This window comes from Propionivibrio sp. (assembly GCF_047602565.1).
In the GTDB taxonomy this organism is placed as follows: domain Bacteria; phylum Pseudomonadota; class Gammaproteobacteria; order Burkholderiales; family Rhodocyclaceae; genus Propionivibrio.
This window is the reverse complement of the sequence record NZ_JASGGX010000001.1, coordinates 2,945,514-2,968,223: the sequence shown is the minus strand read 5'-3', so window position 1 is coordinate 2,968,223 and position 22,710 is coordinate 2,945,514. Positions and strand designations below refer to the sequence as shown.

General features: G+C 68.4%; 23 protein-coding genes. 6 read left to right on the top strand and 17 right to left on the bottom strand.

Annotation, left to right across the window (positions count from 1 at the left end; translation table 11 throughout):
• Positions 1-12 precede the first annotated feature (12 nt).
• Genes coaD through QM701_RS13925 form a run of 4 tightly spaced genes read right to left on the bottom strand, consistent with a single transcriptional unit; the run spans position 13 to position 3,774 of the window.
• A complete protein-coding gene (coaD, locus tag QM701_RS13940; RefSeq protein WP_415167648.1) occupies positions 13-516 on the bottom strand; it encodes a pantetheine-phosphate adenylyltransferase in 504 nt (167 codons plus the stop codon).
• Positions 503-1,066 (bottom strand): 16S rRNA (guanine(966)-N(2))-methyltransferase RsmD, encoded by a 564-nt coding sequence (gene rsmD, locus QM701_RS13935; protein WP_415167647.1) that lies wholly within the window; start codon positions 1,064-1,066, stop codon positions 503-505. The genes coaD and rsmD overlap by 14 nt, the downstream gene beginning before the upstream one ends.
• A 12-nt stretch (positions 1,067-1,078) precedes the next feature.
• On the bottom strand, positions 1,079-2,374 hold the full coding sequence (locus tag QM701_RS13930) for a M16 family metallopeptidase (RefSeq protein WP_415167646.1): 1,296 nt from the start codon (positions 2,372-2,374) through the stop codon (positions 1,079-1,081).
• Between the two features lie 20 nt (positions 2,375-2,394).
• Positions 2,395-3,774, bottom strand: a complete 1,380-nt coding sequence (locus tag QM701_RS13925) for a M16 family metallopeptidase (protein ID WP_415167645.1) — start codon at positions 3,772-3,774, stop codon at positions 2,395-2,397.
• Between the two features lie 35 nt (positions 3,775-3,809).
• Here QM701_RS13925 and ftsY point away from each other — a divergent pair, with 35 nt between their 5' ends.
• The 3 genes from ftsY to ftsX are packed head-to-tail and all read left to right on the top strand — an operon-like array spanning position 3,810 to position 6,473.
• Positions 3,810-4,907 (top strand): signal recognition particle-docking protein FtsY, encoded by a 1,098-nt coding sequence (ftsY, locus tag QM701_RS13920; RefSeq protein ID WP_415169397.1) that lies wholly within the window; start codon positions 3,810-3,812, stop codon positions 4,905-4,907.
• Positions 4,908-4,914: 7 nt separating this feature from the next.
• Positions 4,915-5,577, top strand: a complete 663-nt coding sequence (gene ftsE / locus QM701_RS13915; protein ID WP_415167644.1) for a cell division ATP-binding protein FtsE — start codon at positions 4,915-4,917, stop codon at positions 5,575-5,577.
• The gene (gene ftsX / locus QM701_RS13910; RefSeq protein ID WP_415167643.1) at positions 5,574-6,473 is read left to right on the top strand and encodes a permease-like cell division protein FtsX; all 900 of its coding nucleotides are present in this window, start codon (positions 5,574-5,576) and stop codon (positions 6,471-6,473) included. Before ftsE ends, ftsX begins: the two co-directional genes overlap by 4 nt.
• Positions 6,474-6,523: 50 nt before the next feature.
• Here the strand turns inward: ftsX and QM701_RS13905 are convergent, their stop codons facing one another.
• From QM701_RS13905 to acnA, 4 genes are all read right to left on the bottom strand, one after another.
• Entirely contained in the window at positions 6,524-7,312 is a 789-nt protein-coding gene (locus QM701_RS13905) for an enoyl-CoA hydratase/isomerase family protein (RefSeq protein ID WP_415167642.1), read from the bottom strand.
• A gap of 49 nt (positions 7,313-7,361) precedes the next feature.
• A complete protein-coding gene (locus QM701_RS13900) occupies positions 7,362-8,282 on the bottom strand; it encodes a LysR family transcriptional regulator (RefSeq protein WP_415167641.1) in 921 nt (306 codons plus the stop codon).
• Positions 8,283-8,408: 126 nt separating this feature from the next.
• Positions 8,409-9,560, bottom strand: coding sequence for a 2-methylaconitate cis-trans isomerase PrpF (prpF, locus tag QM701_RS13895; protein WP_415167640.1), 1,152 nt, complete (start codon positions 9,558-9,560; stop codon positions 8,409-8,411).
• Between the two features lie 133 nt (positions 9,561-9,693).
• Positions 9,694-12,297, bottom strand: coding sequence for an aconitate hydratase AcnA (gene acnA / locus QM701_RS13890; protein WP_415167639.1), 2,604 nt, complete (start codon positions 12,295-12,297; stop codon positions 9,694-9,696).
• Between the two features lie 134 nt (positions 12,298-12,431).
• Between acnA and QM701_RS13885 the strand changes: the two genes are divergently transcribed.
• Positions 12,432-13,364: an FCD domain-containing protein gene (locus QM701_RS13885; protein WP_415167638.1), complete on the top strand. Its 933-nt coding sequence runs from the start codon at positions 12,432-12,434 to the stop codon at positions 13,362-13,364.
• A 79-nt stretch (positions 13,365-13,443) separates the two neighbouring features.
• Here the strand turns inward: QM701_RS13885 and QM701_RS13880 are convergent, their stop codons facing one another.
• From QM701_RS13880 to QM701_RS13870, 3 genes are all read right to left on the bottom strand, one after another.
• Positions 13,444-13,734, bottom strand: a complete 291-nt coding sequence (locus QM701_RS13880; RefSeq protein ID WP_415167637.1) for a hypothetical protein — start codon at positions 13,732-13,734, stop codon at positions 13,444-13,446.
• Between the two features lie 87 nt (positions 13,735-13,821).
• Positions 13,822-14,091 (bottom strand): hypothetical protein, encoded by a 270-nt coding sequence (locus QM701_RS13875; RefSeq protein WP_415167636.1) that lies wholly within the window; start codon positions 14,089-14,091, stop codon positions 13,822-13,824.
• 4 nt (positions 14,092-14,095) lie between these two features.
• Positions 14,096-15,175, bottom strand: coding sequence for a Gfo/Idh/MocA family protein (locus QM701_RS13870; RefSeq protein WP_415167635.1), 1,080 nt, complete (start codon positions 15,173-15,175; stop codon positions 14,096-14,098).
• Between the two features lie 151 nt (positions 15,176-15,326).
• On the opposite strand from QM701_RS13870, the gene QM701_RS13865 reads away from it, so the two are divergent.
• Positions 15,327-16,247 (top strand): LysR family transcriptional regulator, encoded by a 921-nt coding sequence (locus QM701_RS13865; RefSeq protein ID WP_415167634.1) that lies wholly within the window; start codon positions 15,327-15,329, stop codon positions 16,245-16,247.
• A 25-nt stretch (positions 16,248-16,272) separates the two neighbouring features.
• On the opposite strand, the gene QM701_RS13860 is transcribed toward QM701_RS13865, so the two are convergent.
• The 5 genes from QM701_RS13860 to QM701_RS13840 all read right to left on the bottom strand — a co-directional run bounded on the left by QM701_RS13860 (position 16,273) and on the right by QM701_RS13840 (position 21,388).
• Positions 16,273-16,854 (bottom strand): AAA family ATPase, encoded by a 582-nt coding sequence (locus tag QM701_RS13860; protein ID WP_415167633.1) that lies wholly within the window; start codon positions 16,852-16,854, stop codon positions 16,273-16,275.
• Positions 16,854-17,087, bottom strand: a complete 234-nt coding sequence (locus QM701_RS13855; RefSeq protein ID WP_415167632.1) for a hypothetical protein — start codon at positions 17,085-17,087, stop codon at positions 16,854-16,856. The genes QM701_RS13860 and QM701_RS13855 overlap by 1 nt, the downstream gene beginning before the upstream one ends.
• A gap of 184 nt (positions 17,088-17,271) precedes the next feature.
• Positions 17,272-18,033 carry a pyruvate formate-lyase-activating protein gene (gene pflA / locus QM701_RS13850; protein WP_415167631.1) on the bottom strand — a complete coding sequence of 254 codons (762 nt, stop codon included), beginning with the start codon at positions 18,031-18,033 and terminating at the stop codon, positions 17,272-17,274.
• A 79-nt stretch (positions 18,034-18,112) separates the two neighbouring features.
• On the bottom strand, positions 18,113-20,449 hold the full coding sequence (gene pflB / locus QM701_RS13845) for a formate C-acetyltransferase (RefSeq protein WP_415167630.1): 2,337 nt from the start codon (positions 20,447-20,449) through the stop codon (positions 18,113-18,115).
• 81 nt (positions 20,450-20,530) lie between these two features.
• The gene (locus QM701_RS13840) at positions 20,531-21,388 is read right to left on the bottom strand and encodes a formate/nitrite transporter family protein (RefSeq protein ID WP_415167629.1); all 858 of its coding nucleotides are present in this window, start codon (positions 21,386-21,388) and stop codon (positions 20,531-20,533) included.
• Between the two features lie 94 nt (positions 21,389-21,482).
• Between QM701_RS13840 and QM701_RS13835 the strand changes: the two genes are divergently transcribed.
• Complete coding sequence (locus QM701_RS13835) at positions 21,483-21,746, top strand: hypothetical protein (protein WP_415167628.1); 264 nt, start codon at positions 21,483-21,485, stop codon at positions 21,744-21,746.
• Positions 21,747-21,842: 96 nt separating this feature from the next.
• On the opposite strand, the gene QM701_RS13830 is transcribed toward QM701_RS13835, so the two are convergent.
• Positions 21,843-22,688 (bottom strand): NAD(P)-dependent oxidoreductase, encoded by an 846-nt coding sequence (locus tag QM701_RS13830; RefSeq protein ID WP_415167627.1) that lies wholly within the window; start codon positions 22,686-22,688, stop codon positions 21,843-21,845.
• Positions 22,689-22,710 lie beyond the last annotated feature (22 nt).

Below are 22,710 nucleotides of genomic sequence, written 5' to 3'. Positions count from 1 at the left end.
TTAAGGGCGGGGTCAGGCCGGCTGCTGGCCGGCCACCTTCCGCTTCAGGCGCTCGCTGACGGAGGGATGGACGAACTTGCTCGCGTCGCCGCCGAGGATGGCGATCTCGCGCACCATCGTCGCCGAAATGAACATGTATTTCTCGCTGGGCGTCAGGAACACTGTTTCGACTTCGGGATACAGATTGCGGTTCATCCCGGCCATCTGGAACTCGTACTCGAAGTCCGACGCGGCGCGCAGGCCGCGCAGGATGACCTTCGCGCCGCGCGCGTGGAGGAAGTCCATGAGCAGCCCGTCGAAGGTGCAGACTTCCACCTGCGGGTAGCGTTCGAGGACTTCCTGCGCCATCTCCCTGCGCTCCTCCAGGGTGAAGAAGGGGCGCTTGGCGTGGCTGGCGGCGATCGCCACGATGACGTGATCGAACAGGTTCGCCGCCCGGCGCACCAGATCCTCGTGCCCGCGCGTCAGGGGATCGAAGGTTCCGGCGTAGATCGCCATCCGTTTATTGAGCGCCATCGGGCTCTCCGTTCCGCATCAAGTGATAAAAGACCTGTCCCGCTTTCCCGCTGCGCACCGTGCGCCAGCGGCCGCAGCCGTCCAGCGCCGCCTCGGCCTCCACGTACAGCGCGCCGTCGTCGGCCAGAAGCTCCGGCAGCAGCGGTTCCAGGCGCCCGAGCCAGCCCTGGTGGTAGGGCGGATCGAGGAAGAGCACGTCGAAGCGCGGCGCGGCCGCGGCGCGCGAGGACGCGAATTTTACCGCATCCGCCTGCACAATCTCCACCCGCTCCGCCGCTCCCAGCGACCCGGCGTTGGCGCGCAGCGCGGCGGCCGCCCCGGCCGCGCGCTCGACCATGACCACGCGCGCCGCGCCGCGCGAGGCGGCCTCGAAGCCGAGGGCGCCGCTGCCGGCGAACAGGTCCAGGCACGCCAGGCCCGACAGGTCCTGCCCGAGCCAGTTGAACAGCGTCTCGCGCACCCGGTCCGGCGTCGGGCGCAGGCCTTCGCCGTCCGGGAAGCGCAGCACGCGCCGCCGCCAGGCGCCGCCGATGATGCGCACCGAATTCATCGCCGTCCCGCCCTACTCCCCGCCGACCACCACCGTCGCCAGGTTTTCCTGCCGGACGTGCCGGGCGAAGGCGGCGCGCACCTCGGCCGCCGTCACCTTCTCGACGTTGGCCACGTAGGTGTCCAGGTAATCGAGCGGCAGGCCGTAGAAGCCGATCACCGCCACGTTGTCGAGCAGCTTGCGGTTGCTGTCGAGGCGCAGGGGAAAGCTGCCGGCGAGATACTGCTTGGCGGCCAGCAGTTCCGCTTCGTCCGGCCCCTCGGCCAGGAAGCCGGCGAGCACCTCGCGCACCACGCGCAGGGCCTCGCCGGCCTGTTCCTTGCGGGTCTGCAGGCCGATCTGGAACGGCCCCTCCTGCGCCATCGGCAGGAAGGCGCTATACACGCTGTAGGCGAAGCCGCGCTTTTCGCGCACTTCGCGCATCAGGCGCGAGACGAAGCCGCCGCCGCCCAGCGTGTAGTTGCCGACCTGCAGCGCGAAGAAGTCCGGATCGCCGCGCTTCAACGCCGGCAGGCCGATCAGCACGTGAGCCTGCGCCGCCGGATGGGGCAGGCGCTGCTCGCCGCCCGCGGCCGGGCCGGGCGCCCCGGCCGGCGGCGGCACGGCGCCGGCCGGCAGTTGCGCCGTCAGTTCCCGGGCCAGGGCCTCGGCTTCGCCGCGCCCGACGTCGCCGACGATGGTGACCACCGCGCCGCCGGCGCCGTAATGCGTCCTGTAGAAGCGTGCGAGATCGTCGCGCGCGATCGCCGCGATCGACTCGGGCGTGGCGCTGCGGCCGTAGGCGTGGCCCGGATACAGCGCCGCCCAGAAGGCGCGGCTGGCGATCGTGTCGGGGCGGGTCAGCGCCTCCTTCAGCGATGCCACCTTGCGCGCCTTCTCGCGCTCGAACACGTCGGCCGGGAATTGCGGCGTGGACAGCACGGCGCGGAAGACTGCCAGCGCCGACCCGCGAGTTGCCGGGGCGGACAGCGTGCGCAGGCTGACCGACGCGCGATCCATCTCCACGCCGCCGGAAATCTGCGCGCCGAGATCGGCCAGCCGGTCGGCGATGCCGTTCTCGTCCAGGCCTTCGACGCCCATGTCGAGCAGCGCGTGGGTCAGCGACGCCAGCCCCGGCTTGCCGGCCGGGTCGCCGGCGCTGCCGGCGGGAAAGTCGACCTGCACGTCGAGCATCGGCAGGGCGCGGTTTTCGACGAAGTAGACGCGCGCGCCGGACGGCGCGACCCAGTGCTCGATCCGCGGCCCGGCCGCGGCCAAGCCGCTGACAGCCGCCAGGAAGATGACGCCCAACACCCTGATTTTCTTCATTGCATTCATCGCTTGCCTGCTCAGTGACGGTGGGAGGTGGCCGGCGGCGCCGGACGGGCGGGGGCGCGGGACAGCGGCTGCGGGTCGAGCTCGGCGACCGTCAGGCCGTCGTCGACCAGGTAGCGCTTCACCACGTCCTGCACCTGCGGGGCGGTCACCGCCTGCAGCTTCTCGATCAGCCGCCGGTCCTCGCCGTACGGGATGCCGACCGCTTCGAACTGGCCGATCTCCATGGCCTGGGCGAACATCGAATCGCGCTTGTACACCTCGCCGGCGACGAGCTGCGCGCGGGCCCGCGCCAGTTCGTCGTCGCCGACGCCCTCGCGGGCGATGCGCGCGATCTCGGCGCGGAAACCGGCCTCCAGCTCGACGCGCGTGCGCCCGGCGCTGGGCGAGCCCTGCAGGTAGAACAGGCCGGGGCCGCGCGCGGTGGCGTCGTAGCCGGCGCCGGCGGACACCGCCAGGCGCTGCTCGCGCACCAGCCGGCGGGAGAAGCGGGCCGCCTCGTGCCCGTCGAGGATGGCCGAGAGCATTTCCAGGGCGTAGGGATCGACGTCGCGCTCGACGTCGCGCAGCACCGGCACCTTGTAGGCCATCAGCAGCACCGGCAGGTCGGCGGGCGCCTTGAACACCAGCCGCCGGATGCCGGCCTGGACCGGCTCCTGCTGCGGCTTGCGCGTCGGCAGCGGGCGCGCGGCGAGCGGGCCGTAGTAGTGCTCGGCCAGGCGGAAGACCTCGTCATGATCGACGTCGCCGACGATCACCACGTAGGCGTTGTTCGGCACGTACCAGCGGTCGTACCAGTCGCGCGCGTCCTGCGCGGTCATCGCCTCCAGGTCGTTCATCCAGCCGATCACCGGCACGCGGTACGGATGCGCCTGGAAGGCCACCGCGTGCAGTTGTTCGCCCAAGGCCGCCGGCGGCTGGTCGTCGGTGCGCAGCCGGCGCTCCTCCATGACCACCTTGATCTCCTGCTCGAACTCCTTCGGGTCGAGCGTCAGGTGGCGCATGCGGTCGGCTTCGAGCTGCATCATGCGTTCGAGCTGCTGCTTCGGCACCTGCTGGAAATAGGCGGTGTAGTCGCGGCTGGTGAAGGCGTTGTCGCGCCCTCCGGCGGCCGCCACCAGGCGGCTGAACTCGCCGGCGCCGACCGCCGGCGTGCCCTTGAACATCATGTGTTCGAGCAGGTGCGCGACGCCGGTCGTGCCGTTGGTTTCGTCCATGCTGCCGGCGCGGTACCAGACCATGTGCACGGCGGTCGGCGCGCGCCGGTCCTCCTTGACGATGATGCGCAACCCGTTCGTCAGCTGCCGCTCGAACGGGTTGGCCCACGCGGACGCGGCGAGCGCGAGGACGGCCGCGGCGGCGGCCAGGCGGATGATTCGCGGTATCTGGGACATAGGCGGAAACGGCTTCTGATAAAATCGTGGACAGATTGACGGAGAGCGACACACGGACTCGGCATCTTAATCGATTCCGGCCACGACGGTCTCCGGCGTCCGATTCTGCCACTACCCCCGCCATCACTCCCGATCCCCAGAGACACCAAAGCCCCATGTTCGGTTTCCTGAAGAAATCCGCCGAGCCCGCGCCGGACGACGCGACGCCCGCCGCGCCGACGCCCGCGCCGTCCTGGCGCGAACGCCTGAAGGCCGGGCTGGCGCGCACGCGCGCCCAACTCGGCGGCAAGCTCAAATCCATCTTTTCGCGCGGCAAGGTCGACGAGGAACTGCTCGAAGAGCTCGAAAGCCTGCTGCTGACCAGCGACGTCGGCCTCGACGCGACCGAGTACCTGCTCGACGAGCTGAAGGCCCGTTCCCGCCGCGACCGCATCGACACGCCGGAAGGCATCCAGGAGGCGCTGGCCGGCGCGCTGCACGACCTGCTGCTGCCGCTCGAACAGCCGCTCGACGTGAGCGCGCACCGGCCGTTCATCATCATGATCGCCGGCGTCAACGGCGCCGGGAAGACCACCTCGATCGGCAAGCTGGCCAAGCACTTCCAGGCGCAGGGCCGATCCGTGCTGCTGGCCGCCGGCGACACCTTCCGCGCCGCGGCGCGCGAGCAGCTGCAGGCCTGGGGCGAGCGCAACGGCGTGACCGTGATCGCGCAGGAAGCCGGCGACCCGGCGGCGGTCATTTTCGACGCCATCTCGGCGGCCCGCGCGCGCGGCATCGACGTGGTGCTGGCCGACACCGCCGGCCGCCTGCCGACGCAGCTGCACCTGATGGAGGAGATCGCCAAGGTGCGCCGCGTCATCCAGAAGGCCGACCCGAGCGGGCCGCACGAAACGCTGCTGGTGCTCGACGCCAACTTCGGGCAGAACGCCCTGGCGCAGGTCAAGGCCTTCGACAAGGCGATCGGCGTCACCGGCCTGGTGGTCACCAAGCTCGACGGCACGGCCAAGGGCGGCGTCATCGCGGCGATCGCCCGCCAGTGCCCCAAGCCGATCCGCTATGTCGGCGTCGGCGAGGGCATCGACGACCTGCGCCCCTTCGTCGCCCGGGACTTCGTCGACGCCCTCTTCGAGTAGCCCCGCGATGATTTCCGCCAGCGCCGTCACCAAGCGCTATGCGCACGGCCTCGAAGCCCTGAGGGACGTCAGCTTCGAGATCGCGGATGGCGAGATGGTGTTCATCACCGGCCATTCCGGCGCCGGCAAATCCACGCTGTTCCGCCTGCTGGCGGCCATCGAGAAGCCGACCGCGGGCAGCATCGTGGTCGACGGCCAGAACCTCGCCGCCCTGCGGCGCCGCGCGATTCCCTACCTGCGCCGCAAGCTCGGCCTGATCTTCCAGGACCAGAAGCTGCTCTTCGACCGCAGCGTCCTCGACAACGTGCTGTTGCCGCTGTCCATCGTCGGCCTGCCGGCGCGCGAGGCGCACCGCCGCGCCCGTGCCGCGCTGGACAAGGTCGGCCTGCTCGACCGCGAGCGCGCCCGCCCGATCGCCCTGTCCGGCGGCGAGCAGCAGCGCCTGGCGATCGCCCGCGCCGTGGTCAACCGCCCGTCGCTGCTGCTCGCCGACGAGCCGACGGCCAACCTGGACAGCGAATCGGCGAGCCGCATCCTGGACATCTTCCGCTCCTTCCACCAGGTCGGCGTCACGTTGGTCGTCGCCACGCACGACCCGCAGTGGATGGCCCGCTTCGCGCCGCGCGTGCTGCGCCTGGAACACGGCCGGCTGGTCGGAGACGGCGCATGAACGGAGTGTTCTTCCAGCACGGGGCGGCGCTGAAAAGCGCGGTGCGCCGCCTCGTTTCCTCGCCGCTGAACACGCTGCTGTCGCTGATCGTCATCGGCACCGCGCTGGCGCTACCCGCCGCCGGCTGGGTGGTGCTCGACAACCTGCAGCGCTTCGCCGGCGACGTCTCGGGCGTGCAGCAGATCAGCGTGTTCATGACGACCGACGGCGGCAGGAAGGAAACGGCGGAAATCGAAGCGCGCCTGCGCGAGGCGAAGCCCGGCAAATGGCGCTTCGTCGCGCGCGACGAAGCGTTGAAGCGCCTGAAGGAAACCGAGGGCATGGCCGACATCGTCGCCGGCCTGGCGCGCAATCCGCTGCCCGATGCCTTCGTCGTGGAGCCGGACGATGGCCGGCCGGCCACGCTGGAGCGCCTGGCGGAGACGTTCAAGGGCTGGCCCGGCGTGGCGCACGTCCAGCTCGACTCGGCCTGGAGCCGGCGCCTGGAGGCCTTCCTGCGCATCGGCCGGCTGGCGGTGACGCTGCTTGCCGGGCTGTTCGCGGGGGCGCTGGTGGCGGTCACCTTCAACACCATCCGCCTGCAGATCCTGGCCCAGGCCGCCGAAATCGAGGTCTCGCGGCTGATCGGCGCCACCGACGCCTTCATCCGCCGGCCGTTCCACTATTTCGGCGCCTTGCAGGGCGCGCTTGGCGGGCTGTTCGCACTGCTGCTCGTCGCCGGCATCGGTGGGGCGCTGGCCGCACCGGCCGGCGAGCTGCTCGATCTCTACGGCGCCGCCTTCGCCCCGCACGGTCCGACGCTGCCGGAGGCCGGCGCGGTCGTCGGCCTCGGCGCCGCGCTCGGCTGGCTCGGCGCGCAGATTTCGGTGGCCATCCACCTGCGGCGCATCGGCTGATCCTTGCGCTCCGCCGCCGGCGCCCAGGGCGCGGCGGGCGCGCCGCGCATTCAGCCGGCGAACGCCGCCTTGCGCTTCTCGACGAAGGCGCGCCCCCCTTCAAGTCCGTCGGGCGAGCGGGCGAGTTCAGCGATCTGCCTGGATTCGCGTTCCATCTGCGACTCCAGCGAATCGTTCTGCGCCAGCGCCAGCAGCTTCTTGACGCCGCCACAGGCCCGCGTCGGGCCGTTCGCCAGCTGCTCGGCCAGGGCGCCGGCCTCCTTCTCCAGGTCGGCCTGCGGCACCACGCGGTTGACCAGCCCCCAGTCGAGCGCCTCTTGCGCGCTCAGCACGCGATTGGTCAAGAACAGCTCCATGGCCCGCCGGCGGCCGATCAGGCGCGGCAGGTAATAGCTGGCGCCGCCGTCCGGCGTCAGGCCGATCGACGTGTAGGCGCTGGTGAATACCGCGTTGTCCGCCGCGATCGCCAGATCGCACGCGGCGGCCAGCCCCAGCCCGGCCCCGGCGGCGACGCCGTTGACCGCCGCGATGACCGGCGCGTCCATCCAGGCCAGGCGGGAGATGGCCAGGTGCATGAATCCCGTCACTTCCTTGAGCAGCAGATCGACGGTTTCCGGATCGCGGGCGAAGGACGCGACGTCGCCGCCGGCGCAGAACGCCTTGCTGCCGCTGCCGGTAATGACCACGGCGCGCACCGAGCGATCCGAGCCGCAGCGGTTGACGATGTCGCAGAGCTCCTTCATGCACTCTAGGTCGAGGGCGTTGTAGGCCTTGGGACGGTCGATGGTGATGTGGGCGACGTGGTTTTCGAGGCGGTAGTCGAAATTGGTGTAGTCCATTGGGTTCTTTCGGGGGAAAGGTGTGGCCGGAGCGGTGGCGCCGGAGGCGCTACTCCGCGTACTGCGCGCAGAGCTTGCGCAGCCACTGGTTGCCCGGATCGCGGTGATAGCGGGCGTGCCAGTACTGCTTGATCATGTACGTCGGGATGCCCACCGGGCATTCCAGGATCTGCAGGCCGTACTGGCTGGCAAGCGTCTCGCCGATGTTGCGCGGCAGGGTGGTGATCAGGTCGGTGGTGGCGATCACCTTGCCGATGCCGAGGAAGCCGGTCAGCGTCAGCAGCACCCGCCGCTCGATGTGGCTGGCGTGCAGGGCCGACTTGATCAAGGCGTTGACTCCGTGGATGCCGCCGTAGCTGACCGCCACGTGCGCTTCGCGCCCGTAGTCCTCCAGCGCCATCCGCCCCTGGATGCGCGGATGGTCCATGCTGGCCAGGCAGATGAAGTCCTGCTTGATCAGCGCCTGCTGGTAGAAACCGGTGTCCATGCCGGGGATGAAGCCGCCGTAGGCCAGATCGGCCTCGCCGCTTTCGAGCAGGCGCGCCGAATTGTCGTTGACCGGCAGGGTCTCGACCTGGACGTTGGGCGCGATGCCGCGGATGCACTGCAGCAGGCGGGGAATCATGGTGATGTGCGCCGAATCGGGCGCGCAGATGCGGAAGACGCGGTTCGACGTGGCCGGATCGAAGCGCGGCACCGCGCCGCTGATCTGGCGCATCGCTTCGAGGATTTCGCGCGCCTTCTCGACCAGCACGTCGGCGCGCGGCGTCGGCACCATCTCCTTGGCGGTACGGACGAACAGCGGATCGCCCACCTTGTCGCGGATCTGCTTGAGCCAGGTGCTCACCGTCGGCTGCGTCTGCCCCAGGCGCTCGGCCGCGCGGGTGACGCTGCGCGTGGTGTACAGCACGTCGAGCAGCTGCAGTTGCCTGACGTCGAAGTAATCGCTGGTGTCGTGGTGATCGTGCATCGTCGCGCCTCCGTGGCCGTCCGCCGGGTGCCGTATTATCGGCCCAACGAATACGGCCACCAAGGAAACGCGGCGATTTTCGATTTCACGCGGGCGCCGGGGACGCCGTCCGCGCTCCGGCGTTCCTTACCTTTCCGGCACGAACACCACGCCTTCCATCAGGCGGCGCGCCGAGCGGCTCATCATCACCTTGCTCACCGACCACGCGCCGTTCTCCTCGCGCGCCTCGGCGCCGACGCTCAACGTGCCCGAGGGATGGCCGAAGCGCACCCAGCCGTCGGCGCTCTTCCTGGCCAGCCGGTTGGGGATGGTGCCCGGAAGCGCCACCGCGGCGGCGATCGCCACCGCGCCGGTGCCGGTCATCGCGTGGTGCAGCGGCCCCATCGAGAAGACGCGGGCGAGCAGGTCGATGTCCGCCGCCTTCACCATGCGGCCGTCGGATGCGGCGTAGTCCGCGCTGGGCGCGACGAAGCAGAGCTTCGGCGTGTGCGTCGCCGCCTTGTCGGGCGAGGCGGCCAGGCCCATGGCCACGGCGCCGTGCGTGCGGATCTTCTCGATGCGCGCCAGGATTTCCGGATGCGGATTGATGTCCGGCTGCAGTTCGGTGCCCTTGAAGCCCAGGCTCTCCGCCGCCACGAAGATCGTCGGCAGGCCGGCATTGACCAGCGAGACTTCCAGCCGGCCGACGCCCGGCACGTCGAGGAGGTCCGTGGCATGGCCGGTCGGCAGCATGGCGCCGCCCTCGCCTTCCCCGTCGCCGGCGCCCGGATCGAGGAATTCGAGCCTGATCTCGGCGGCCGGGAAGGTCACGCCGTCGAGCTCGAAATCGCCCTCCTCCTGCACTTCGCCGCCGCGCATCGGCACGTGCGCGACGATCCGCTTGCCGATGTTGGCCTGCCAGATGCGCACCGTGGCCCAGCCCTCGGCCGGCGCGGCGACCAGCCCCCGGGCGATGGCGAACGGGCCGACCGCCGTGGTCAGGTTGCCGCAGTTGCCGCTCCAGTCGACCGTCGCCTTGTCCACCGCCAGCCCGCCGTACAGGTAATCGACGTCGCAGTCGGGCCGCGCCGACTTGGCGATGATCACCACCTTGCTGGTGCTGGAGGTGGCCCCGCCCATGCCGTCGATGTGCTTGCCGTACGGGTCCGGGCTGCCGATCACGCGCAGCAGGATGCGGTCGCGCTCGGCCGGATCGGCCGGCAGGTCGCCGGCGAGGAAGAAAACGCCCTTGCTGGTGCCGCCGCGCATGTAGACGGCGGGGATGCGGCGCTGGGTCATGGTCGTGCTCCTTTCGTATGTGAAGACTTCGTTAACCACAACGGGCACAACGAGCACGACGAAAGACAAAATCCTGTTTTTTTCGTTGTGCCCGTCGTGTCGTTGTGGTTAAAACGATTTTTTGCTTTTTCTCCTACGCCAGCAGCTCGGCGGCGATGCGCGGCAGCAGGCCGCCGGCCGAGAACATCGCGCGCTCGTCGTCGGTGTCGATGCGCGAACGCACCGGCGTGCGCACGACGCTGCCGTCGCGGCGGGTGATCGCCAGGGTCAGCGTGGCGCCCGGCGGCGGCGAGCCGTCGTAGTCTTCCAGCGCGTACAGCTCCGAACCGTCGAGGCCGAGCGTCAGGCGCGTCACGCCCGGCGCGAACTCCAGCGGCAGGACGCCCATGCCGACGAGGTTGGTGCGGTGGATGCGCTCGAAGCTCTCGGCCACCACCACGCGCACGCCGATCAGGCGCACGCCCTTGGCCGCCCAGTCGCGCGACGAGCCGCAGCCGTAGTTCCGGCCGGCGACGACGATCAGTTCCTGCTCGCGTTCGAGGTATTTCTGCGCGGCCTCGAAGAGCGGCGTCACCGCGTCTTCGGGCATCAGGCGCGTGAACGGCCCCTCGACGCCGGGGCACATCTCGTTCTTCAGGCGGTTGTTGGCGAAGGTCGCGCGCACGGCGACGATGTGGTCGCCGCGGTGCGTGGTGTAGGTGTTGAATTCCTCCTGGGGCACGCCGCGCGCCAGCAGGTACTGGCCGGCCGGGCTCTCGGGCAGGATGGCGCCGGAGGGCGACAGGTCGTCGGTGGTCACGTTGTCGCCGAGGATGGCGATCGGGCGCATCGCGCCGGCGCGCGCCGGGCGCGTCAGGTCGCTCTGCCAGTAGGGCGGCCGGCGGATGTAGGTGCTGTCCTCGCGCCAGGCGAAGCGCGGGGCAACCGGCGCCGCGTCGGCCGCGCCTGCCTGGCCGTCCGCGCCGCCGTACAGCCCGGCGTAGGCGGCGGCGAAATGCTCGCCGCGCACGTGCTCGGCGAGCAGCGCGTCGACTTCCGCGTCGTCCGGCCACAGATCGGCCAGCGTCACCGGCCGCCCCTGCGCGTCGACGGCCAGCGCTTCGTGCTGCAGGTCGATGCGGATGCTGCCGGCGATGGCGTAGGCCACCACCAGCGCCGGCGAGGCGATGAACGCCTCCTGCACGCGCGGATGGATGCGCCCGTTGAAGTTGCGGTTGCCCGAGAGCACGGCGGCGACCGGCAGCTTGCGCGCTAGGATCTCGGCCTCGATCGCCGCGTCCAGCGGGCCGGACATGCCGTTGCACGAGGTGCAGGCGAAGCCGACGATGCCGAAGCCCAGTTCGCGCAGCGGGTCGAGCAGCCCGGCCGCGGCCAGGTAGCCGGCCACGGCGCGCGAGCCGGGCGCGAACGAGGTCTTCACCCAGGGCTGGCGCGTGAGCCCGCGCCGCGCCGCGTTGCGCGCCAGCAGCGCGGCGGAGATCAGGTTGCGCGGGTTGGAGGTGTTGGTGCAACTGGTGATCGCGGCGATGACCACCGCGCCTTCGGGCAGAGGTCCGCCGGCGCGCGGCTCGTCGCGCTCGCCGACGGCGCGGGCCACGCCGGCCGCCCTGAGCGCCGAGAGCGGCACGCGCTGGTGCGGATTGGCCGGGCCGGCGATGGCCAGCTCGACCTGGCAGAGATCGAAGCGCAGGCGGCGCGGGTACTCGGCGCGGGCGAGGTCGTCGGCCCACAGCCCCTGCGCGCGGGCATACGCCTCGGTGAGCGCGACCACTTCCGGCGCGCGGCCGGTCAGGCGCAGGTAGTCGATGGTTTGCGCGTCGATAGCGAACAGCGCGGCGGTCGCGCCGAACTCCGGCGACATGTTGGCGATCGTCGCGCGGTCGGGCAAGGAGAGCTGGGCGACGCCCTCGCCGTGGAATTCGAGGATCGCGCCGACGACGCCCTGGGCGCGCAGGAACTCGGTCAGCGCCAGCACGATGTCGGTGGCCTGCACGCCCGGCCGGCGCCGGCCGTGCAGCTCGACGCCGACGATCTCGGGCAGGCGCATCCAGATCGGCCGGCCGAGCATCACCGATTCGGCCTCGATGCCGCCGACGCCCCAGCCGAGCACGCCGAGCGCGTTGATCATCGGCGTGTGGCTGTCGGTGCCGACCAGCGTGTCGGGGAAGGCCAGGCCGTCCTGCAACTGCACGACGGGCGAGAATTTCTCCAGGTTGATCTGGTGCAGGATGCCGTTGCCCGGCATGACCACGCTGACGTTGTCGAAGGCGCGCTGCGCCCAGGCCATGAACTCGAAGCGCTCGGCGTTGCGGCGCGCCTCGACGGCCATGTTCTTGCGCAGGGCCTCGGCGTCGGTACCGGCGAATTCGACGTTGAGCGAGTGGTCGACCACCAGCTGCGACGGCACCACCGGGTTGATCCGGCGCGGATCGCCGCCGCCCTCGGCCACCGCGTCGCGCAGCCCGGCCATGTCCACCAGCGCGGTGCCGCCGAGGATGTCCTGCAGCACGACGCGCGCCGGATGGAACGGAAAGTCGCGGTCGGAGCGCCCGTCCAGCACCTGCTCCAGCGCCGCTTCGCGGTCGGCCGGCGCGGCGCGGCGCAGGACGTTCTCGGCGAAGACGCGCCGGGCATAGGGCAGGCGTTCGAACAGGCCGGGGCGGCAGGCTTCGACGCAGTCGCGCAGGGCGATCACGCGGCAGTCGAAGCCGGGCAATGGGAGGATGGTTGGCGTCACTGATGTTCTCCGGAACGATTGTGTAAAATGTCGAATAAACGCATTTTATAACCACAAAACGCAATGTCAAGCCATTTCACTCCCGCATGGCGGCGCCGTTGCCGCTCCGCGGCACGAAAGGTAGGATCGGTTCCATGAACGCCACCCTCGAAAATTCCGGCGACGCCGCAGCGTTGCCCCTGACCCGCCTGCAGGCGCGCGCCGTGCGCGACATCGTCGCCTTCGCCCGGCGCGAAAACCTGCAAACGGGGGATCATCTGGTCGAAAGCAGCCTGGCACAGCGCATCGGCACCTCGCGCTCGCCGATCAACGTCGCGCTGCGGCACCTCGCCGCGCAGGGCGTGCTGTCGCACGACCTGCACCGCGGCTATTTCCTGAACCGCGACGCCGCCACGCTCGGCGAGCTGGCCGGCCAGATCGCCGCGCAGCCGGACGATCCGCTGTACCTGCGCATCGCCGAGGACCGCTTGGCGCGGCGCTTGGCCGACGAGGTCAGCGAACTCGACCTGATGCGCCTCTACGACGTTTCGCGCAGCGCGCTGCGCAAGGTGCTGCAGCGCATCCAGCAGGAAGGCTGGATCGAGAAGTCGGCCGGCTACGGCTGGGCGTTCCAGCCGATGATCGATTCGGCCGAGGCCTATGGGGAGAGCTACGTCTTCCGCCTGGCCATCGAACCGGTCGGGCTGGGCAGCCGCCGCTTCCGCGCCGACCCGGACGAACTCGCCGCCCTGCGCCGGGAACAGGAAACGATCGTCGCGGGGGGGTACGCCACGATGACGGCTTTCGAACTGTTCGAAGCCAACTGCCATTTCCACGAGACGCTGGCCGCGTGGTCGGGCAACCGCTTCATCCTGCAAGGCGTGCGCGGCACCAACCGCCTGCGCCGGCTGATCGAATACCGCAACGCCAGCCAAGGCCGCGGCCCGCGGCGCGCGCAAGTGATCGAGCACCTGGAGATCCTCGACGCGATCGCCGCGAACGACAAAAAAAGGGCGGCGGCATTGATGCGCGCGCATCTCGCGGGGGCGTTACGGGAAAAGGTGCTGTCGGACAATCTTTTGGCATGAGCCGAAACCCCGCTTCCGAGCGGAGCAACGATATTCTGCGCGCGCGCCGTCGACCTTCCTCCGCCCGCGGCACGCAGGCTCAATCGGGAGGGGTCGCCGCGCCGCGTATTCCCGCGGCCCGCTCGGTCAGCGCGCTGAACGCCCCGGCGAAGCCCAGCTCCATGAAGTACCGGGCCTCGATCTCCGAAATCCCCGTGGCGACCAGTTCGTCGAGGACCTGCCCGAACGGCACGTTCAACTCCAGGCGAACGCAGGCCTCGAGGATTCTGGCCGAGTACCGGCAATGCCTGAGCTCCGCCTCCGAAAGCCGCGCGCCACCAGCGCGCCGCCACACGGCGCGATCCGAACTGCGTTCTGTTTTGGCAAGCATTCTTGGCACCTTTTCCCTGGAATGTTGGAAAAATCCCGACTGCGGACGCCCATGCCAAGGAGGACGAGACGGCTTCCGCCACACCCCTCATCCGCAACCGCCGTTTCTTGCGGCCTTTGTCGAGATCGGCTCGATCTTGGCGCGGATACTGGTCGGTTCCCCGGGCGACGGCGCGATCACCGTCATCGTCTTCTTCAGGCTGTCCGGCGAACCCGCGCCTGAACCGCCGATGTCATGGCCGATCCGGCGAAGCCAAGGGAGAGGCTTCGCCGGAGGATGGCGCGTCAAAGAGCTGAAACGCTTGCTTTCGGCCGTTTTACCCGTTTGCGGGTGAACCGCCGTGCGGCAAACGGCCATTGCCTCAAACCGTCTTGACCACCGAGCCGGTCCGCGCCGCTTCGACGACCGCTTCGGTCACGCGCAGGTTCTGCAAGCCGTCGCGCGCCGAAACCAGCGGTTCGGCCTCGCCGCGGATGACCGCGGCGAAATGCGCGATCTGTTCGGCCAGCGGGTCCGTGCGCTCGACGGGCAGCGTCTCGCAGACGAACGGCTTGTACCAGGAGCGGTCCGCGTCCTGCCGGTAATACTTGAGGCGCATGGTCGGCACGGCCAGCGAGCCGCGATTGCCGATGATCGTGTAGCAGTCCTCGTCGGGATAGGTCGTGTACCGCTTGTTTTCCTGCGAGGTCTGTTCCCAGCTGCGCGGGCTGGCCGCGGCGTCGGAGAGCAGGAAGCTGCCGAGCGCGCCGTTGGCGAACTTGAAGTTGATCGCCGCCGTGTCCTCGACGTTGAAGCCGCGCGTGGCGTTCGAGGTGAAGGACTGCACCGCGACGATCTCGCCGACCATGGCGCGCAGGTTGCCGACCTCGTGGATCAGGTTGAGCAGGATCGGGCCGCCGCCCGGTTCGCGGCGCCAGGCGTTCGGGCCGTCGTAGTAGCCGTCGCTGTCCGGCTTGTAGAACACCGCGCTGCCGATTACCCCGACGATCTGCCCGAGTACGCCGGAACGCACCACCTCGACCACCTTGTGCAGGATCGGGCTGTGCCGGCGGTGATGGCCGACCAGCACCTTGACGCCGGCCCGCTCGGCGGCCGCGCAGACGCGCAGCCCCTCGGCCAGCGTGTGCGCGACGGGCTTCTCGATGAACACCGTCACGCCCGCCGCGATGCATTCGAGCGCCTGCTCCGCATGCAGCTGGTTCGGCGTCGCCAGGATTACCCCGTCGGGCTTGTCCTTGGCCAGCATCTCGCCGAGCGAGGCGTACATCGGCACGCCCGCCGTCGCGGCCAGCCCGGCGTTGGCGCCGAGGCCGGCGATCCTGGCGGGCGGATGCGGATCGACGATGGACGCCAGTTCGCATGCCGGGTTCTTCTGGATTTCCTCGATATGGCGGTAGCCGATCAAGCCGGCGCCAGCCACCGCGATACGCACTTTTTTCACTACGGGCTCCTCGTTGGTTCTGGGCGGAACGCCTCGCCGCCAACCGGACGGAGCCTCCCGCGATCACTGGTGAGGCGTAACGATACTAAAAACCGTTTGGACTATAATCACCGATTTGTTGAAATCACAATTCACCATTAGTGAATAATAAATGAGCGACATCGAGTTCATCGACCTGCGTGTCCTGTGCTGCGTCGCGCGCCTGTCGAGCTTCGTGGCGGCCGCGCAGGAACTCGGCATCTCGCCGGCCTACGTCAGCAAGCGCATCGCCGAGCTTGAGCGGCGTTTCGGCGTCACGCTGTTCCACCGCACCACGCGGCGGGTGCACCTCAGCACGCAGGGCGAGGCCGCGTATGCCTGGGCGCGCCGCATACTCGCCGACGTTGACGGGCTGGCCACCGAGATGTCGAACGCGCAGGCCGCCCCGTCCGGACCGCTGCGCGTGAGCACCAGCCTGCGCCTGGGCCGCAACCACGTGTCGCCGATCCTGGCGCTGCTCGGCAAGAAGTATCCGCAGCTGGAGATCTGGCTGGAGCTGGTCAACAGCCGCATGGACATGATCGAGGAAGGCATCGACATCGACATCCGCGTCGGCGAGGTCAGCGAGCAGAACCTGATCGCCCAGCGGGTCGTCAGCAGCGAGCGGATTCTATGCGCCTCGCCCGCCTATCTCGCAAAGCGCGGCACGCCGGCCGGCGTGGCCGAGCTCGCCCGGCACGACTGCCTGCTGTTCCGCGGCCGCGACCAGCCGTTCGGCGTCTGGCGCCTGGAAGGCCCGGGCGGCGTCGAGTCGATCAAGGTGAGCGGCCGCGCCGGCTCCAACCACGGCGACATCATGCGCAACTGGGCGCTCGACGGCTACGGCATCATCATGCTGTCCGACTGGGACGTGGCCGCCGACCTGGACAGCGGCGCCCTGGTCCGCGTGCTGCCCAACCACGCGCAGCCGGCCGACGTGATGGCCGTGACCACCACCCGTTCGGCGTCGAGCGCCAAGATCCGCCACACCGTGGAATTCCTCGTGGCCCAACTGCGGGAAGGCCCCTATTCCCTGCGAGCCAAAGGCCCTTGATCCACAATCGGCGTAACCGCTTCGTTCAAGGCTCGAACCGCTTTCTGTGAGAGAGGAGCAGTCGGTCGGGAATGGCTTTTCGCGCCCACGACGGAAGATTGCCGGCTCGGTGCTTGACGCGACCATTTTCCGCCGAGAACAAGAGCCGTCGCTTTTCTCCGGTGTTGTCCAGTACAAATACACGGTTGGCCAGGTCAAAGGCGCCGGCCAGGTTGGCAAGGCTTCTGCCGTATCGACGCGCGACGTCCTGCGGCGGGACGGAATGCCCGCCGCTCTCTACCCGCTCGACGATGCGCGCCTGACAGAGCGCCGGCGTATCGACGCAAACGAAAACCAGGCTGATTTTGTAGCCGGCGCTGGCAGCCCGGCTCATCAGCGACAGCTCGCGAGTTCCTGAAAAAGTGGTATCCAGCCCGAAATCCGCTCCAGCGGCCAGCAACCGCTCTTGTTCCGTTATGGCTGCTTTCCCTGCCTGGATTGGGCTGAGACGGTTCGACACGGCAATGGCATCGGGCGACACCACGGGAATACGCGGCGCGAGCCAACGGTCGGCAATTGTCGTTTTACCTGCCCCGTTTGGCCCTGCCACGATCCAAAGCTGCGGCATCAGAGATCGCGGATGACGGTGATTTTGCCGTCATTGCTGACCGATACGAGTTGCTTTCGACCGTCCGGGTATTTCTTCACCAAGCCTTCGGGGTAATCCGCGTCGCCGTAATAAATCGGACGCCCCGCCGCCAGGTGCTGCCGTGCCGCCAGCCCGTCATCGTCGGTAATCGCCTTTTCAAGTTCTACCGAGGACAGGAAGGTTTCATTCGTCGTCATGGCGCTGGAAAGCATGGCACGTCCTTTCATCTGACTTCACAGACACATTGTACGGTGGCGGCTGGCCTATTGCAGCCGCCCCGCTAAGGTTACGGCCAGACCGATGCCAGACTGCGGAAGGCGTGGCGGAACGCCGGCATGGCAAAAAAACAAGGAATTGGCTTTTCGTTGTGTCGTTGTGGTTAACCAATAACCAACCTCAAACGACCGTCAGCCCCCTCGACGAAAACGCGCGCCGGACTTCGGCGACGGATTCCGGCGTCGGCGGCTGTGTTTCGCTCAGCCGGTAGGGCATGCGCAGTTCCTTCCACTTGAATTCGCCGAGCTTGTGGAACGGCGCGACTTCGACCCGTTCGACCATCTTCAGCGAGGCCACGAAGTCGGCCAGGCCTTCGACGTTGGCCTGTGCGTCGGTCAGGCCGGGCACCAGCACGAAGCGGACCCACATCTTGCGTCCCCGGCTTTCCAGGCGCCGGGCGAAATCGAGCGTCGGCGCGAGTTCGACGCCGCACACGCGGCGATACGTCTCCGGGTCGTAGGACTTGATGTCGAGCAGCACGAGGTCGATGTCGTCGAGCAGTTCGTCGCTCGCCCTGGCGCCGAGATAGCCGGTCGTGTCGAGCGCAGTGTGCAGGTCCATTTCCTTGCAGCCGCGCAGGATGGAGGCGATGAACTTCGGCTGCGCCAACGGCTCGCCGCCGCTCAGGGTCACGCCGCCGCGGGCGCGCTTGAGGAAGGTCGCGGCGTTCTCGATCTGGTCGAGCAGGTCGGCCGAGGCCACCTGGCGGCCGGCCTTGAGGCGCCAGGTGTCGGGGTTGTGGCAGTAAAGGCAGCGGTGCGGACAGCCCTGGGTGAAGATGACGAAACGCACCCCCGGCCCGTCCACCGTGCCGAGCGTTTCGACCGAATGGATGTAGCCGTTGACGGATTGCGTCTGGCGCGGACCGGATCGGATTCTCATGGCTTGCTAGCTCCGGGATCAAACAAAGAGGCCGATTGAACCGCGGAAGTTCAATCGGCCTTGCTCAATCAGGCACTACTCAGGCGTTCGCCGCCGTTGACAACTTCTCGTGGAAGGTCCGGCTGATCACGTCGAGCTGCTGCTCGCGGGTCAGCTTGATGAAGTTCACCGCGTAGCCCGAGACGCGCACGGTCAGCTGCGGGTACTTCTCCGGATGGTCCATGGCGTCCTGCAGCGTCTCGCGGGTGAACACGTTGACGTTGATGTGCTGGCCGCCCTCGCCGAAGTAGCCGTCGAGCAGGCCGACCAGGTTGCCGACCCGCTCCGTCCCCGTCTTGCCGAGCGCCTTGGGCACCACCGAGAAGGTGTAGGAGACACCGTCCTGGGCATGCTCGTAGTCGATCTTGGCCACCGAGCGCATCGACGCCAGCGCGCCCTTCTTGTCGCGGCCGTGCATCGGGTTGGCGCCCGGCGCGAAGGGTTCGCCGGCCTTGCGGCCGTCGGGCGTGTTGCCGGTCTTCTTGCCGTACACCACGTTCGAGGTGATGGTCAGCACCGACTGCGTGTGCAGCGCGTCGCGGTAGGTCGGGTGCTGGCGCAGCTTTTCCATGAAGCTCTTGGTCACCGTGGTGGCGATCTCGTCGACGCGGTCGTCGTCGTTGCCGAAGGCCGGGTACTCGCCGTCGATCTGGTAGTCGATCGCCAGGCCGCTCTCGTCGCGGATCACGTGCACCTTGGCGTACTTGATCGCCGACAGCGAATCGGCCACCACCGACAGCCCGGCGATGCCGCAGGCCATGGTGCGCAGGATGTGCATGTCGTGCAGCGCCATCTCGATGCGCTCGTAGGCGTAGCGGTCGTGCATGTAGTGGATGACGTTCAGCGCGTTGACGTAGGTGCCGGCCAGCCAGTCGAGCATGATGTCGAAGCGCGACATGACTTCGTCGTAGTCGAGCACGTTGGCGGTGATCGGCGCGAACGGCGTGGTCACCTGCTTGCCGCTCATTTCGTCGCGGCCGCCGTTGATCGCGTAGAGCAGCGCCTTGGCCATGTTGACGCGCGCGCCGAAGAACTGCATCTGCTTGCCGGTGCGCATCGCCGAGACGCAGCAGGCGATGGAGTAGTCGTCGCCCCAGTACTGGCGCATCAGGTCGTCGTTCTCGTACTGGATCGAGCTGGTCTCGATCGACTGCGCCGCGCAGTAGTCCTTGAAGCCCTGCGGCAGAAGGTGCGACCAGAGTACGGTCAGGTTCGGTTCCGGCGCCGCGCCGAGCGTGGTCAGCGTGTGCAGGAAGCGGAAGCTGTTCTTGGTCACCAGCGGCCGGCCGTCGATGCCCACGCCGCCGATGGCCTCGGTGACCCAGGTCGGGTCGCCGGAGAACAGCGCGTTGTAGTCCTCGGTGCGCAGGAAGCGCACCATGCGCAGCTTGATGATCAGGTCGTCGATCAGCTCCTGCGCCTCGGCTTCGGTCAGCAGGCCCTCGCGCAGGTCGCGCTCGATGTAGATGTCGAGGAAAGTGCTGACGCGGCCGAGCGACATCGCCGCGCCGTTCTGCTCCTTGATCGCGGCCAGGTAGGCGAAATAGGTCCACTGGATCGCTTCGCGCGCGTTGCGCGCCGGCTTGGCGATGTCGAAGCCGTAGCTCCTGGCCATCTGCCCGAGCTCGCCGAGCGCGGCGATCTGGCGCGACAGCTCCTCGCGCAGGCGGATCGTCTCTTCCTTGATCACGTCGAGGCGCAGCTCGTGCTTCTGGGCGTGCTTGTCCTCGATCAGGCGGTCGAGGCCGTACAGCGCCACGCGGCGGTAGTCGCCGATGATGCGGCCGCGGCCGTAGGCGTCGGGCAGGCCGGTGATGATCGCCGAGCTGCGCGCGCGCAGCATGTCATCGGTGTAGGCGTCGAACACGCCCTGGTTGTGCGTGCGCCGGTATTCGCTGAACACCCGCTCGATCTCCGGATCGATCTGGTAGCCGTATTCCTTGAGCGCCTGCGCCGCCATGCGGATGCCGCCGAACGGCATCATCGCGCGCTTCAGCGGCTTGTCGGTCTGCAGGCCGACAATCTTCTCCAGGCCCTGGTCGATGTAGCCCGGCGCGTGCGTGGCGATGTTGCCGACCACATGCGTGTCCGCGTCGATCACGCCGCCCTTGGCGATTTCCTGCTTGTAGAGGTCGAGCACCTGCTGCCAGAGCTGCTGCGTCCGTTCGGTCGCCGGCGCGAGGAAGGCGCTGTCGCCCAGATACGGCGTGTAGTTGCGGTGGATGAAGTCGCGGACGTTGATTTCCTTGGTCCACGTTCCCGCCTCGAAACCTTCCCAGGCGTTTTCGCGGCCGGGCGCGACGTCGGGAACAGAAACGCTGTCCGAGATCGGGACGACTTTCGCCTTGGCTGCGGATTTCGCAGAGCTTCTAGCCATGATTCACTACCTCCTGTTTGCAGAAAATTGGCCGCCGCACCCGCGACATTCGCGAAATGCGACTGCGCGCACGACGCGCGCTCAACGATTCACTTCCTCGAAAACCTTGTCGATCTTGCGGGCGCTCATGCGCAGGGCGGTCGCGGGCTCCTCGACCTCCCCCGGCAGCGTTTCTTCCGAGATCGACGGGCGCGATGCGTACCAGTACGCGGCCCCCATGAAAAAGACGCCGCTGGTGGCGTTGCCCAGCGTGGACCACAGCAGGTTGTGCAGCCAGCCGGCGACGTTCACCGTCGGATCGCCGCCGCCCAGCACGCCGATCGACAGGCCGGTCATGTTGGCGACGCTGTGTTCGTAGCCGCTGGCGATGAAGCCGAGCAGGCACCAGAAGATCAGGATGCACTTGGCCGCGTCGTTGGTGGTGCGCGCCGTCATCCACACGGCCAGGCAGACCAGCCAGTTGCAGAGCATGCCCTTGGCGAAGATCTGCAGCGCCGGCGCGTGCATCTTGTGGCCGACGATGTCGTAGAGGACCGTGCCGCCGACCAGGTTGCCGCCGCCCGCGACGATGAACAGCGAGGAGACGAGCAGCGCGCCGGCCAGATTGCCGAGCCAGGTGATCGCGCACAGCCGGACCGAATCGCCCAGCGCGGTGCGGCCGCGCAGCCAGCCGAGCGACATGTACATGGTGTAGCCGGTGAACAGCTCGGAGCCGGCGAAGATCACCAGCGTCAGGGAGATGCCAAAGCAGGCCCCCATGACCAGCCGCCGCACCGAAGGATCGACGTCGTTGCCGAGCGTGAAGATCAGGATGATCGCCAGGCCGACGTAGGCGCCGGCCATCATCGCGCCGACGAAGAAGGCGCCCGGTGACTTTTTCTGGTACTTGACCTTCTTGGCCGCCAGATCGGCAAACTTGTCGACTGTTTCGAGATACATCGCCACGTCCAAAGAACAAAAAAATACCGCCGTCCGGTCCGCTGACCGGATTCGCACGGCAGGACGATGCGCGCCCCGCCGGATGAGGAGAAACTTGCTTGAACTTTCCGCCCGGGGAACCAGCCTTGGGAATCTGGCTGGATCAGGCCAATTGATTCAACGGAGAACGCCGGACGACCCACGAAACATGCAGACCGGCAAGCGGAATCCGGGAACCGGAAAAAATCAATCCGGGTATTGTAATCGAGCCGACAATTTTCCGCTATATGAAAAGTCGTTTTTGTATGTGAAATTTTTGACACAAAATGTTCTTCCCTGGCAACAAATGGAATGCCTGGGCAACCTGATGCGCAAATGAAGCGGGTGCAACCGGCGGAACCGATTGCACCCGAGGCGAAGCAGCGAGGAAAGCGTGCCGGGCTTCAGCGGCAGCCTTCCGCAGCGAACGGACTCGTCACACCGAATCGACGGCCAGCACGCTCGCGTCCCGCTCGCCCAGCCCGGCCGCGATCAGCGCGTCCATGCGCGCGGCGATGCCGGGCAGCGCCGCCAGCGGCAGGCCGCCGGCCGTCTCCAGCATCAGCCGCACGTCCTTGCGCGCCATCGACAGTTCGAAGGTCGGGGTGAAGTCGCTCCGGGCCATGCTCATGCCGCGCCCGGCGACGACCGCGTTGAGGTCCAGCATGCCGAGCATCCTCACGGCGTCCTCGGCGGCGACGCCGCCGCCCCGGGCAACGGCCAGGATGTCCGCCAGCACGCCCCAGGTGCCGATGAACATAGCGTTGCCGAGCAGCTTGTACACCGCGGCCAGGTCGGCACGCTCGCCCAGGTACTCCAGGCGGCCGGTCATGCCTTCCAGCGCCTCCTTGACGCGCTCGAACACCGCTTTCGGCCCCGCCGCCAGCATCGACCCCTGCGCCTTCCGCGCCGCCGCCGGCCCCATGAACACCGGGCAATGCAGATAGGCGACGCCCTGCGCGGCGAGCCGGCCGGCGCGCTCGGCGGTCAGCGCCGGCAGGGTCGTGCTATGGTCGATCAGGACGGCGTCCGCCGGCAGCCCCGGACGCGCCGCCGCGACGACCTCCTCGACCACGGCGTCGTCCTTGAGGATCAGGTGCACTCTGTCCGCGCCCGCCACGGCCTCGGCCGGCGTGGCGGCGGCCGCGACGCCGAATTGCGCCAGCGCCCGCGCCTTGTCCGCCGAGCGGTTCCAGGCCGCCACCGTGTCGCCGCGTTTGGCCGCCGCCTCCGCGAAGGCGCCGCCGAGCAGTCCGGTACCGAGAAATGCCACTTTCGCCATGATCATGCTCCTTGAAAGGTTA